The sequence below is a fragment of the Chryseobacterium indologenes genome, from assembly GCA_016025055.1.
GTDB classification, from domain to species: domain Bacteria; phylum Bacteroidota; class Bacteroidia; order Flavobacteriales; family Weeksellaceae; genus Chryseobacterium; species Chryseobacterium indologenes.
Map to the genome: position 1 here is coordinate 4435826 of CP065590.1, position 13839 is coordinate 4449664.

Sequence of the window (13839 nt, forward strand, 5' to 3'; positions counted from 1 at the left end):
TTTTTATTAAAACAAAGACTGATATTCACTTTGCCTTTTATTTATCGAACCAAATTACAAATTCTCCACTAATTTTTCCAGCTTAAAGATTAAAATCTTATTTTATTGAATATCCGTACTATTCGGATAAATAAAAAAAGTGACAGCAAAAATCAAAGATATTTACGGCCACTTTTGTGTAATATTTAGTTTTTAAAAACCATTATATCCAAGACTTATAGAATAATCTTGAAAAACCATGGTTAATAAATTATCCCAGAAACTCTTCTACAGAAAGTGTTTTTTGTTCCCCGGCTTCCAGATTTTTGAAAGTCACAGTATTATTTTTAATTTCTTCCTCTCCAAGGAAAACAAGATTTTTAATACCTTTCTTTTCAGCATAAGTAAACTGTTTATTCAGCTTCGCACTCTCCGGATACAATTCCGCAGAAACTCCCTTAGCTCTTAACTGCATAATAAGTTTTAAAGCATCTGTTGTTTCTTCACCTCCAAAGTTAGCAAATAAGTACTCTATTTTAGAGGTTGCTTCTTCAGGGAAAAGGTTTAATTCCTCCATTACCAGATAAATTCTGTCGAGACCGAATGATATTCCGATTCCCGGTACGTTTTTAACTCCGAAAACTTCAGTAAGATTGTCATATCGGCCACCTCCACCGATAGATCCCATGGCAACTTCGTCGGCTTTCACTTCAAAAATAGCTCCGGTATAATATTCTAATCCTCTGGCCAGGGTAATGTTGAATACCAGATTTTGTGCATCAACACCAAGATTTAGAGATTGTGTAAGAACAAATTCAAGTTCTTCTACTCCCTGCAGGCCAATTTCATTGCCTGCAAATTTTTCTTTAAGCTGAAGAAGGTTTTCGAGTGCATCATCAGTCTGTTCAAATAAGAAATCTAGTTTATCAATAGATTCCTGGGCAATTTCTCTTTCCAGTAATTCTTTTACAACTCCTTCTTTTCCGATTTTATCAAGTTTGTCCAAGGCTACTGTAAAATCGATCAGCTTATCTGTAATCCCGGCATATTCTGCCAATCCGGAAAGTATTTTCCTATTGTTCATATGAATGGTCACAGGAACTTTCAAGTCTGAAAATGACTTTAAATATAATTGCACAAGGTCTACCTCCTGAAATAAGCTTTCACTGCCTACCACATCTGCATCACATTGATAGAATTCTCTGAATCTTCCTTTCTGGGGCCTGTCTGCCCTCCAAACCGGCTGAATCTGGTAACGTTTGAAAGGAAATGTCAATTTACCATGATTCATTGCCACAAATCTTGCAAAAGGTACAGTAAGGTCATAACGAAGGGCTTTGTCAGAAATTTGTGAGGTTAATTTTTGATGATTTTTATGATCCCAATCCTCCTGGTTTACTTTTGAGGTGTACTCTCCGGAGTTTAGGATTTTAAAGATCAACCGATCACCTTCTTCTCCGTACTTTCCTGTCAAAGTAGAAAGATTTTCAAAGCTTGGGGTTTCCAATGGCTGGAATCCGAACAATTCAAAATTATTCTGTAAGATAGTAATGATATATTTTCTTCTTGATACTTCCTGTGCCGTAAAATCTCTCGTTCCTTTTGCTAAACTTGGCTTCATTTCTTGTATGTCATTTTGATAAATGCAAAAATAAGGAATTGCAAGGACTTTACACAGGTAAAAAGCTGAAGAACGGAATATTCTCCAGCTTTTTCATCATTTATTCTACAATCAGACGCTTTCCAGAATTTCTAATATCTCCTGACCATAATTTTCGATCTTGTGTTTACCAAATCCTTTGATTTCCAGTAATTCTTCTTTCTTGGCGGGTTTGTATTTAGCCACAGACGTGAGTTCTTTATTACTGGCAATAAAGTATGTGGGAAGATTTTGTTCTCTTGCTTTCTCTGATCTCCAAAGTTTTAAGGCACTGAGGATTTGTTCTTCGTCAGCATTGAGAAGGTCATTTTCTACAGAATACTTGATTATTTTGGGTTCTTTCACTGTATTTCTTATTTGTTTTAGTTCTTCAAAATATAAGATAACAGACCAATAACACTCATCACCAACAAAAGCTGTTTCAACTTTTATAATGTCATGTACTTCCAGAAAATCATCGAGTGTTTTCTGATCCTGGTAAAGGAATTCTTCCGGAAGCCTTACTTTAAAAACTTTCACTTTCATCATTTGTAATTTTTTAGAATTATTTACTACCGAGCAATAGAATCTCATCTACCCGTATTTCTGTGATATACCGCTTTACCCCTTCCTTATCATCATATGATCTGTAGGTAAGCTTTCCTTCGATGGCAATTTCTTTTCCTTTGGGTACATATTTCTCAAGGATTTCCGCTACCCTTCCAAAAGCAATCAGATTATGCCATTGAGTTTCTTCTACTTTTTCTCCTTTAGCATTGGTGTAATGATCCGTGGTGGCTAAAGATACGCTTGCTTTTACATTTCCGTTTTCGAAGTTTACCATTTCAACTTCTTTACCTGTGTAACCAATTAATGTTACTTTGTTTCTTAGTGACATAACTTTTAGATTTTAAAGATTAATAACTTAGATAAGAGACGTTCACTGCTTTCTCAAATCTCTGTTGCAAAGATTGTCATCTCTTCCCGGCTCAGTCGGTTATAAACTATTTAAATTCATTTGTAGTCGTTTGTAGTCGGATATAAAATAAGGACATTCAACTTTTGAACATCCTATTTTATTAATGCTTGCAGCAATCTCACTTCAGATTTTCTCGCACTCAATAATACTGCTAAGATCTGTACCTATTTGAATAATACGATTAAATTGTAAACCAGCATCCTTTATAAGTGATTTAAAATCGTTTAATGTCCTTTCTTTTCCTGAGAGACAAGCCATCATCACGATATCCTGCAATTTGCCAATATGGGGTTGATTTTGAGAATCATCAGGAATAACTGCATCTATTATCAACAATCTGGATCCTTTATTCATAGCCCGAAAGCATACTTTTAAAATAGCTATACATTCTTCATCATTCCAGTCATGAAGAATCCATTTCATAGTATATAGATCAGCATTATCAGGGACTTTTTCAAAAAAACTACCTTCCGAAACGGTACACCGTTCCTTTAAATTTTCAGGAATAAGCTCAGTCGTTTTTCTGACAACATCACCGGCATCAAAAACTACTCCCGATGGGCCAGGCGTAGCATTTAATATTGAAAACATCATTGATCCGTTTCCACCACCTATATCTACGATCTTCTTATAGCTACTAAAGTCATAAACATTAATGATTTTTTTCGAGGACAACTCCTGACAATCCCGTCATTCCCCTACCAAAATTGGCTCCCAATTCAGGATATTTTTTATAATATTCCCACAGATTCATACCATGAACATATTCAAAAGGAACTTTTCCGGTTTGTACATTATAAGTCAGTTCTCTGAAAACAGTTAAGCTTTCCCTCATATTAGCGAGAACAAAATCTTTTAAAGTTCCGGGAACATCTGTTTGTAAAGCTGCTCCAAAATCATTTAATAAAAAGGTTCTGTTTTCAAGTTCTTCAAAAATACCTACGCTACTTAAGGCTCTCATAATTCGATATAGCTGCCCTTCTAATACATTTAGCTCTTGGGCCAATGAAGCTATTGTTTTTGGTCCACCTGCAAGATGATCTGCAATATTCAGTTCAGAAGCCGTGTGCATACATCCTGCGATCCATATACCTGCCAATAATTCATACATTTTTAAGGTATATTCCGGTTTAATTTCTCTCTTCATGACTTATATTTTTTAATTGTTTTTTTTCTTGTTCTTATTTAATTTTTAAAATAAAAAAATGTACAACCATACGTCAATCAGCAATATGTGAAAATAATTATTTTTTTCTTTCCTTTTTTCTTTTTGTATGGAAAACACATACTTCATTCTATCCATTTACAAACGGATAATTCCCTATCTTTGTTAAAATTCTTTATGAAAAGGGATATTAACATCTTTGAATTTCCTCTCAATCTTGGACTTACAAAAAAGGACCATGAAGTTGAACCCGGGGTCAGGAAACTTCCGGATTGGCTCAAGAAATTTGACTTTCACAAAAGAATATCTCCCCATCGTGTTTTCCGACTGGAAGCTCCCAAATATGCCATGAACTTTGATGAGGAATCCGGCGTCAGAAATGCAGATAAGATCATTGAATATGCGAAGCAACAAGCTGAGCTCCTTCTTCAAAACTATGATAGAAATGTTTTTAATATTATCCTGGGAGGTGACTGCAGTATTCTGATCGGGAACGCTGTTGCTTTGAGGAAAATAGGTAATTTCGGACTTTTCTACCTCGATGGACACACTGATTTTATTCCCCCACACTTATCCGAAACCGGTGGGGCTGCAGGCATGGATCTAGCCATTATGTCCGGGATCGGGCACAACAAACTAACCGACATTAACGGACTTAAACCTTATTTTCAGGAAGACAATATTTTCTGCTGTGGAAATGCAGAAACTGATGATGAAGAATATGTCAATCAGATTATTAATTCTCAAATACATTACTTCGATCTTGAAAATCTGAGAAAAAACGGCTTTAGAAAAACAGCTGAGGATTTCCTGAAAATAATTACAGAAAAACAGCTTGACGGATTCTTTATTCATCTGGATGCAGACATCCTCAAAGACGAGATCATGGCTGCTGTAGACAGCAGAACAGAAGATGGAATCGATTATCATAATCTCCACGAAATTCTTACACCTTTGGTGGAAAGCCCAAAATGCTTTGGCATCGAAATGACCATTCTGGATCCCGATTATGATAAAGAAGGTGTTTATACCCGTCCTTTCGCAGACAATTTAATTCAAATCATAAAAAATAAAGAAGATTAAATGAAGAAGAGTTTAAAAAGAACATTCAGAGTTTCAAAATATGTCATCTATAAAGAGACGCTCGTTGACTATAAAGAACATTTCTGGTCATTTCTGGGAGCATTTTTTGGAATTGGTATCATCGCTTTTATACAGTCGCATTCTTTAGCGCAGACTGAAAATATATTTCTGATCGGTTCTTTCGGAGCATCAAGTGTCTTGATTTACGGGGCTATTCAAAGTCCGTTGGCACAACCCCGAAATCTTGTTGGCGGTCATGTTCTTTCGGCGTTGGTTGGAGTTACCGTTTATCAGATTGTTCCTGATATCATCTGGCTTTCGGCACCACTCGCTGTGGCATTTTCTATTGTATTGATGCAGTATACCAAGACTCTTCATCCGCCGGGAGGTGCTACGGCCCTCATTGCGGTAAGCTCAACCGGAAAAATTCCGGAATTAGGATACTGGTACGTTATCTCCCCTGTTCTGTCGGGGTGTATTATCCTGCTGCTTGTGGCCTTATTTTTCAATAATATAACGCCCAACAGAAGCTATCCGTCTCACAGCAGGTTTAAAAGATTGCTAAGAAAAAAGCATATACACGGTCATACAAATCCACATAAAAAATGAAAAAATAAAAATCATGAACTGTCTGGAATGTGGCGAAAAAATAATCGGGAGGTCTGATAAAAAATTCTGCAATGACGCCTGCCGTAATGCCTTCAATAATAAGCAGAATAAGGATTCCAGTAATCTGATGCGAAATATCAATAACAAGCTTCGTAAAAACTACCGTATTCTTGTGGAAGTAAATGTAGAGGGTAAAGCAAAGGTCACCCGGGCTAAGCTTGAAAGTCTTGGCTTTGATTTTGATTATTTTACTAATGTGAAAGTCTATAAAAATGGCTCAGAATATAAGTTTATTTACGATTACGGTTATAAACTTTTGGAAGATGATTTCGTTCTGATTGTCAAAAATCAGGCTTAACATCGTCTATACACCACTAAAATCTATTATTATGAAAGAAGTTGTTCTGATTACCGGCGGCGGCGGCATGATCGCCAAAGAACTGGCTAAAAGAATCGGGAATGAGTATGAGCTGAGGTTCCTGACCCGCAAAAAAAAACATGCCCATGAATTTGAATGGGATATTAAAAAGAAAACTGCTGATGAGAAAGCGTTTGAAAATGTTTCTCATATTATTCACCTGGCAGGTGCCAATATTTCTGAGAAACGCTGGACGGATGAGCGAAAAAAAGAACTGATATCAAGCAGGATAGACTCTGCCGCTTTGCTTCGAAATATTTTAGCTAAGAAAGAGATTAAACTGAAATCCTTTATTTCAGCTTCGGGAATCAATTTTTATGGTACCCGCACAAGTGAGAAAATTTACACTGAAAGTGATCCTCCGGGACATGATTTTTTAAGTGAGGTCGTGGTTTTATGGGAAAATGCAGCGGATCATTTCAAAGAACATAATATTGCAGAAAGAGTAGTAAAAATTCGTACCGCAGTCGTGCTTTCGGAGACAGACGGAGCCCTAAAGAAAATGATTACTCCCATTCAGTATTATATCGGATCACCTTTGGGAAGCGGAAAACAGTATATGCCGTGGATTCATATTGAAGATATTTGTTCAATCTATGAATTCGCTTTAAAAAACCCGGGTATACACGGTGCTTACAATGCCGTTTCTCCACAACATATCACCAATGCAGAACTGACAAAAGAAATTGCCAAAGTATTACAAAAACCCTTATGGATGCCTAATGTTCCTTCTTTTATTTTAAAGTTGATATTTGGAGAACTTTCTACCGCTGTATTGGAAGGATCAAGAGCTTCGTCACAAAAAATCCGGGAAGCAGGATTCCGGTTTACATTCGGTGATCTCCAAGAGGCTTTACAGGATTTACTTAGAAAAAAATAAATATTAATATCTAAATACAGAATATCGCTCTTATGCACAATCCTACTATTACTATTCTCAAAACAGAAATATTATCAGACAACTGGTATACTTTAAATAAAGTAACCTATACTATTCAAAAAAAAGACGGAACTACGGAAACCCAAAGCAGAGAAGCCTATGACAGAGGCAATGGAGCGGTTATCCTTTTGTATAATACCGATTCCCAAACGGTTATTCTGACAAGACAATTCCGGTTACCAACCTACATCAACGGAAATAGTACAGGAATGCTTATCGAAGCCTGTGCCGGACTTCTTGATCATGATAATCCCGAAGATTGCATAAAACGGGAAACAGAAGAAGAAACGGGATATAAGATTTCAAAAGTTGAAAAAGTATTCAATGCCTATATGTCTCCGGGTTCTGTCACAGAAATTCTTCACTTTTTTATCGCTGAATATTCCAATGAAATGAAAGTTGCAGAGGGTGGCGGGCTTGAAGAAGAAGGAGAAAATATTGAAGTCCTGGAATTAGATTTCGAAAAAGCTCTTGCTATGATAGACAGCGGGGAAATCAATGATGCCAAGACCATTATACTGTTACAGCATTTAAGAATTAAGAGCATTTTATAAAGGTATCACGATATGAAAATTCAAATCAGGATTATTCCGGGAGATTAAGATACTGCTGCTAAAAACCGATAACCGATGACCAAATCTCTGGCAATAAAGATCATTCAGATTATAGCGGTATGCTTAGTGATCTTCTTCAGTATTATAATGCTGAAAACGATTTCTCAGTATACTTCTTTTGAAAAAAATGTGGGCTTTCTGATGTTTAAACAGCAAGTGGTTAATCATCCCTGTTGGCTAACTTTTTTTTACATTCATATTTTTTCCATAACGTTTTGTCTTTTGGCAGGTTTAACGCAGTTTTCGAATCGGTTTTTATATGAAAACAGAAGTTTGCATCGGTTGATCGGGAAAATATATGTTTACAATATCCTGATCATCAATGTTCCGGCCTGTTTTATTCTTGGAATATTTTCCAATGGCGGCCTTATCGGGATCACGGGATTTCTTGTGCAGGATATTCTTTGGGCTTACCTTACCATAGCAGCCGTTACTTCCATCAGGAAAGGAAATATAAACAGACACAAAAACTATATGATTTCAGGCTATGCAGTAACAACGACAGCCATTACATTCAGAATTATTAAAAATTTGTTTTATAATGAAGAATACCATGATTACGAATTATTCTATGGTATTACCGTATGGCTTTCGCTATTTATAAACCTTTTGATCGCCTATGGGTTGATCATGAAAAAAGACAATTTCTTATCGTTGAAAGCTAAGGTTAGCAACAACCATAATAAAAGCAATACCCATGATCACGGAAAATGAAATGATAAGTATTAAAAAATTCAGAAGATGCTTGTATCTGCTGTTTTCAGTCCATCTTCTGCACAGACGCATAATAAGGTAAGAAATTGCGGCAAAAATAGCCAATGTAGAAACGAAAAAAATTAAATCCCAATTCATGTTATTAGTGTATCCTGTATTATTTTAAACTAAAATACAATATTTACTGTAAAATGATGTATTTGAACTTCAAATTTAAATAGATTATATATGAAAATTAAAAACCTGGACCACCTTGTACTCACCGTTGCAAGTATCGATAAAACGGTCGAATTTTACACCCAAATACTGGGATTTGAAGTAATAACTTTTGGAGATAACAGAAAAGCGCTGAGCTTTGGGAATCAGAAAATCAATCTTCATCAAAAAGGGAATGAGTTTGAGCCCAAGGCAGAGTTTCCTACCTGTGGTTCTGCCGATCTTTGTTTTATTGCACAAACTGATATTCATGAGGTTACAGCAGAGCTGCGAAATAAAAGCATCCTGATCATCGAAGGACCTGTAGCCAGGACCGGAGCTTTGGGAAAAATAATGTCAGTATATTTCCGGGATCCTGATCAAAACCTCATCGAAGTAAGTAATTACATAGATGTGCCCTCGCAATAGCGTACTTTTGACCTGTCATTTCTTCAGCAAAAACTATCCCGTTATTGGGATAGTTTCGTTATCATTCCATATCATTTTCCTCACCATATCTTTTCCAATATTGATATTTTTCAGGATCGGCAAAGGCAGGATCTTCTTTATAATAATATAATAATCTTCTCAAAGCATGGTCATACGTAGAATAGGCCAGAGCTTTTTCAAAATGTTTAATTGCTTTTTTGGGATTTTGTTTAACGCCCAATCCTTCGTCAAAAAGGATTCCGTAGTAAATATTGGAATAGGTGTTTTCGGTATCCTTCCTTAAATAGCGCTGAAGGTTTGCAAAATCACTTTGCTGATAATAAATTTCAGCAATCTTATCCGGATTGAAATATAATTTCTTTTCTGCCTGTTGATAATATTCCAACGCCTTATTATAGTCTTTGAGAACATAATCTCCATAAAAATACAGCAGTCCCAGATTCTGCATCGCCAGCCCATCTCCCAGCTCTGCCGATTTTTTGAAGCATTGTAAAGCTTTTCTAATATCCTGCGGATATCCGATACCCTGCTGATAATGATATCCCAGATTGTTCCACGCAACAGGCTGACCTTGTAGAGATGCTTTTTCGTACAAAGTCAGCGCTTTACTGAGATCGTAAAATTCGGGATAATCATCGTGAGCATAAATATAGCCAAGTTCAACCATCATGTCTGCATTACCACGACTAACGCCTATTGTATACAACCGTACTGCTTCTTGTATGTTTTCTTCCTTTACATATTCTTCTGCACGTTCTGTAAGTGTTTTGTCATCAAAGTATTCTTCGTATCCGGAACCTTTTTGTTCAACCCATTGATTGTAGAAATTTATAAAGAACTGCAGATCTTTTCCACGAAGATTATATTTTTTGCTAAATACGGCCCCCATCTGATAATCGGACACCTGATGAAGCCTTCTTTCAATATCCAGAATGAACATCTCATTTCCTTTAAAAAGACATAATAAATCTTCGGTATAGTCTATTCCCTCACAGATATAATCATAGATTGCACTATGAGCATCTGATTTCTGGTCATAATAAAACATACCTCGGTCTGTAGTAATACGAAAAACTTCAAGTTTACATGATTCTACTTTTTTATGTGCTTCAGAAAGGGGAAGAAGCCATCGGTCCCGGGCAGACTGATACAAACCCCAGCCTTTTCCATCAGAAATCATGAATACATCACGCATATATTGGGTAAACCAATCTCTGTGAATATTTACTATTTTATATTCTTTTAACCTGAATTCTCCGGATTGTATATCATAAATAAACCATTCTTTATCTTTTCGGTACGTAAAAGAGGTATATCCATAATCGCCAAGCGCCATTACAAGGTCTATTTCTTCATCCAGAAGGGTTCCGTCCGGTTTAATGATGTTTGTCTTTTTCTGAAATTTATTGGGTTTGGCAAAATAAAACCCGTTTGAAATAGCAGATAAAACATCTTCAGGATACTCACCCATGAAAATACCATCAAGACTGTAATAAGCTCTTTTTGAAGTTCCTTTCAGGTGACGATAAAGGAGTCCGGAATAATCATAATGAAAGGGTTTGTCCGAATGATCTGCGACAACCTGTTTGCCTTTTATATTAATTACACAATACACTTCGTCTTTTTTAGCATTGAAGAGTCCGGTATATCTTAACAATTCAAGCTCATCATATTCGCAGGAAATAATCAGTTCTGTGGTAGTAATATCTAATAAACCTGCTTTGTTGCCAATAAATACAGGTCCGTAATTTTTTTCTTCTATGAAATAAGCATCATTGGCATCATCATATACACATTCTGTGAGAGTCTTTCCGTCGTTTGACAGATATCCGAATTTGCCGTTTTTTTGTACCACAGCTACTCCATCCTCATTTGCTTCGAAAATTTCTTCATACACTGGCGGAGCTAATATATCACCTTTATAGCTTTTTAATCCCCAGAGTCCGTTCACTTCATACACCCCTGACGGATTTTTACAGAGTTCTTCATTCCAATATCCAAGTCCGTATTTAACCCAGTCTGTTTCCAGTAGTTCTAAAAAAGAATCATATCCGTGCCTTGAAAAAAGTGCTCTTTCAAGCTTTGCCAGGTCTCTGTTGCGGATTGCCTTCTGATATAGTTTGCTTTTCTCTTTGATTTCCAGCACCCAATCTTTTGCCTGATCACTATGTTTTTCCTCACTCATATTGAAGACATCCCTTGCGTTCATTACAAAAGTATCATAAGGAAGTTCATTTAAAATTTCAAACATTTTATTGACAGGCTCATAGAATACCTTTTTATAAGTCAGCCGATAATGCTCCCCTAACAGATCATAAAAACTTCTCAACATTGAAATTCCGCTTTCTTTGTCAAAGACCAATGCTTTTCCTTTTGATCTCGGATTACCTGAAAATAAAGGAAGTAACAGCTCCGGGATCTCATAATTCCATTCCCCAAGATAATGTGGAAACTCATCCAGAGTAGTAGAATCAACATTATAAGTGTAAATACGATGTGCCATATTCTATCTCTTAAAATCCAAACTTAGAAAACAATCCCGGCTTCTTCCATGAATTTTTATATTCATCTGCGAGAGGATTATAATCTGAAAACGAACGTATATATTCTAAAACTGCGTGAGCTTCTTTAAGATTTCCCGAATGATACAACACCCCTGCCTTGGCAAGTTCAACATCTTCCATCAGACTGTCATATCCCCACTCTGCATTTTGGTAGATGCCGGAAAATCTGTCAGCAAGCAATAAGGTCTGCTCTTTATTATTCAATTTTTCAAAGATCTGAACACCATAGCGCAGCCAAAGTACATAATCTTCAGGATTCATTATTTCACCACTTTCAGCATCACATTCACTGAATAATGAGGCCGCATCCGCATATCTTCCGTTCAGATAATCACTTTTAAGAATCATATACAGAGTCTTGACTTTATCAAAAGGATCTAAAAGGAAATTCTTTTTGTTGTCAAGATAACTTTTTGCTGTTCTGGCAACCCCTTCATAATCTTCATTTTCGTTAAAAATCTGCATCAGGACATATTGTGGATTAGGCTCCAGAGGGAATTGTTTGGCTATATTTTCATAATAGGATTGGCGGGTTATGCTTTCTTCGGTTTCAAAACGCTCGTAGAGAATTCTTTCTAAAGTATTCTTGGCCGACTCGAGGTCCCTGTAGTCGTCTTCATCTATTTCAGAGTTGTCTATTGTATGCTTATAAAGAGAAATAAGCATTTCTTGGGCATCAGCATAGATATCATAGGTTCCTAAAATACCGTGTACCTCAAGCTGCCGTGCCCTGTTATAGAGATTTTTATAATAAAAATCTTCGCATTCATCGTACAGATGGAAATAATTCTTCAATGCCACCGCTCCGTTTTCATAATCTTCACCATCCAATAAGGCATCGATCAGGACAAGATGCAACTCTCCGAACTCTGAATACTGCAAACCTTCAGAAGCCGTGACAGCCGCAGCATGGGCGTCTCCCGACAGGGAATATCTGATGGCCAGATTATTACAGCACATCGCCCTGGTATGAAGATCATTATAATAATCACTTTCAAACTTGCCTTCTTCATAATACCTCCTGAATGCATGGTAGGCCCTCTCATATACCTGGCGGCTTACGTCCACCCATTCTGTTGTCTCTTTATCATTCTCTATTTCATCAATAAAGTCTGAAATAAAAACACCTTCGTTATAGATATCGGATGGATAATCTGTGAAAGCCGGGACTTCAGCAGGCACCGATCCGTAAAGGTAATATTCTGATTCCACTTTCCTTCTCCAGGATGTTGCATTGAAAGATAGCTGCACGGCTTTTTCCAGTAAAGGAACCGCTTCCGAATATTGTTCTTTTTCATACAAATACGTCCCTGCAAAATGATAGCCCGAAAAATTTTCCGGATGGATATTGATGACTTCAAGAGCATGGTGGTAGTAGAAATCTTCAGTAATATTCAACAGATCAGGATAGCTTCTTTCGATAATCAGCTGGTAATAAAAAACATCCGGATGATTAAACCCTTTTTGAACCATCTCTGTAAAACGATGGTACCAATCTACCAGTTTTTCTTGAATATGCACAGCAGAATTCTCTCCTTTAATGGCTTTCAGCATCATTTTCAAAGAAAGATCCCCGGCACCGTTTTCATAGGCAATATCAGCAAGATTCATAAAATCATATTCATTTCTGCTTACAAATGTTGTATGATCTCTTTCAATCATGGCCGTAAGGTCAGCTCCTGAAATCATTTTCTCGCGGTCAAGCAGATATATTTTCTTAATCCAGAACAGGGATGTATTTCGATCCCTCAGTTCCCGATTATCTGCAAATTCTTTTTGAAAAAAGTAAATGCCGGCTTCCAGACTATTTAAAAGGGCTTTATTATGTTCTAGAGACTCATAAATTTTAACCAGAAAATCATATCCGAAGACTGCATTTTCAGAATCGTCGAGCATCTGTTCAGCATATGAAATAAATTCTTCCTTATTGTCTTCAGTAATATGCTTTTTTCTTTTACCGATCTGCGCCAGCGTATATTGATTATCCAAAGGATAGCTCAAAATACTGTAAAGTGTTTTCTGATGATTGGGATTAAGTTGTAAAACTCTGCGGAAGTAAGGAAGCATTTTTTCCTGTATAGCATCAAAAACGGCCTCATGACCATCATAATAAACGTTATCATGACTGGCTATTGCCATTAAAAATAAAATTTCTTCATCATCAGGATGAGATAATAAGTATGCCTCTCCTTCTGCAATACACTGCTCCAGTTCACCCCTGTAAAACAGTTGTTCTAATTTGTCGTACATATTAATATTTGTTCTGTAATTTTTTGGTTACATTCACTGACCCGCTATCTGAAGTCAGTTTAAAATTTTGTGGTGTGCAAAATAAAACAAAACAAAATTAAAAACATACTAAAAAGCTTATAAAATCAGGAAAATTTGTAATACACTCCTTTTCTGCAATTGTCTATTTTGGAAACAAAAGCATCATTTTAATTCGAAATAGGCAATACAGATCAGCATATCAAAAAAATCTGCATTTCT

At 36.4% G+C, this 13839-nt stretch carries 14 protein-coding genes; 7 read left to right on the forward strand and 7 right to left on the reverse strand.

What is annotated here, in order from left to right; all coding sequences use genetic code 11:
- Positions 1-250: 250 nt before the first annotated feature.
- The 5 genes from H3Z85_20485 to H3Z85_20505 form a co-directional block, all read right to left on the reverse strand.
- A complete protein-coding gene (locus H3Z85_20485; GenBank protein QPQ51601.1) occupies positions 251-1600 on the reverse strand; it encodes a histidine--tRNA ligase in 1350 nt (449 codons plus the stop codon).
- Positions 1601-1711: 111 nt separating this feature from the next.
- Positions 1712-2164 (reverse strand): HRDC domain-containing protein, encoded by a 453-nt coding sequence (locus tag H3Z85_20490; protein QPQ53963.1) that lies wholly within the window; start codon positions 2162-2164, stop codon positions 1712-1714.
- Positions 2165-2183: 19 nt separating this feature from the next.
- Positions 2184-2516 carry a single-stranded DNA-binding protein gene (gene ssb, locus H3Z85_20495; GenBank protein ID QPQ51602.1) on the reverse strand — a complete coding sequence of 111 codons (333 nt, stop codon included), beginning with the start codon at positions 2514-2516 and terminating at the stop codon, positions 2184-2186.
- 204 nt (positions 2517-2720) lie between these two features.
- Complete coding sequence (locus H3Z85_20500; GenBank protein QPQ51603.1) at positions 2721-3272, reverse strand: hypothetical protein; 552 nt, start codon at positions 3270-3272, stop codon at positions 2721-2723.
- Positions 3250-3744, reverse strand: a complete 495-nt coding sequence (locus tag H3Z85_20505) for a hypothetical protein (protein QPQ51604.1) — start codon at positions 3742-3744, stop codon at positions 3250-3252. The genes H3Z85_20500 and H3Z85_20505 overlap by 23 nt, the downstream gene beginning before the upstream one ends.
- A 195-nt stretch (positions 3745-3939) precedes the next feature.
- Between H3Z85_20505 and H3Z85_20510 the strand changes: the two genes are divergently transcribed.
- The 7 genes from H3Z85_20510 to H3Z85_20540 all read left to right on the forward strand — a co-directional run bounded on the left by H3Z85_20510 (position 3940) and on the right by H3Z85_20540 (position 8764).
- The gene (locus H3Z85_20510; protein QPQ51605.1) at positions 3940-4845 is read left to right on the forward strand and encodes an arginase family protein; all 906 of its coding nucleotides are present in this window, start codon (positions 3940-3942) and stop codon (positions 4843-4845) included.
- Positions 4846-5454: an HPP family protein gene (locus tag H3Z85_20515; GenBank protein QPQ51606.1), complete on the forward strand. Its 609-nt coding sequence runs from the start codon at positions 4846-4848 to the stop codon at positions 5452-5454.
- 13 nt (positions 5455-5467) lie between these two features.
- Positions 5468-5812 (forward strand): hypothetical protein, encoded by a 345-nt coding sequence (locus H3Z85_20520; GenBank protein QPQ51607.1) that lies wholly within the window; start codon positions 5468-5470, stop codon positions 5810-5812.
- 31 nt (positions 5813-5843) lie between these two features.
- Positions 5844-6752, forward strand: a complete 909-nt coding sequence (locus H3Z85_20525; GenBank protein QPQ51608.1) for a TIGR01777 family protein — start codon at positions 5844-5846, stop codon at positions 6750-6752.
- A 32-nt stretch (positions 6753-6784) separates the two neighbouring features.
- Positions 6785-7366, forward strand: a complete 582-nt coding sequence (gene nudK / locus H3Z85_20530; protein ID QPQ51609.1) for a GDP-mannose pyrophosphatase NudK — start codon at positions 6785-6787, stop codon at positions 7364-7366.
- Between the two features lie 282 nt (positions 7367-7648).
- The gene (locus H3Z85_20535; GenBank protein ID QPQ51610.1) at positions 7649-8140 is read left to right on the forward strand and encodes a DUF2306 domain-containing protein; all 492 of its coding nucleotides are present in this window, start codon (positions 7649-7651) and stop codon (positions 8138-8140) included.
- A 228-nt stretch (positions 8141-8368) separates the two neighbouring features.
- On the forward strand, positions 8369-8764 hold the full coding sequence (locus H3Z85_20540; protein QPQ51611.1) for a VOC family protein: 396 nt from the start codon (positions 8369-8371) through the stop codon (positions 8762-8764).
- Between the two features lie 61 nt (positions 8765-8825).
- On the opposite strand, the gene H3Z85_20545 is transcribed toward H3Z85_20540, so the two are convergent.
- Positions 8826-11288, reverse strand: a complete 2463-nt coding sequence (locus tag H3Z85_20545) for an SEL1-like repeat protein (protein QPQ51612.1) — start codon at positions 11286-11288, stop codon at positions 8826-8828.
- Between the two features lie 10 nt (positions 11289-11298).
- Positions 11299-13599 (reverse strand): hypothetical protein, encoded by a 2301-nt coding sequence (locus H3Z85_20550; protein ID QPQ51613.1) that lies wholly within the window; start codon positions 13597-13599, stop codon positions 11299-11301.
- Between the last annotated feature and the right edge of the window lie 240 nt (positions 13600-13839).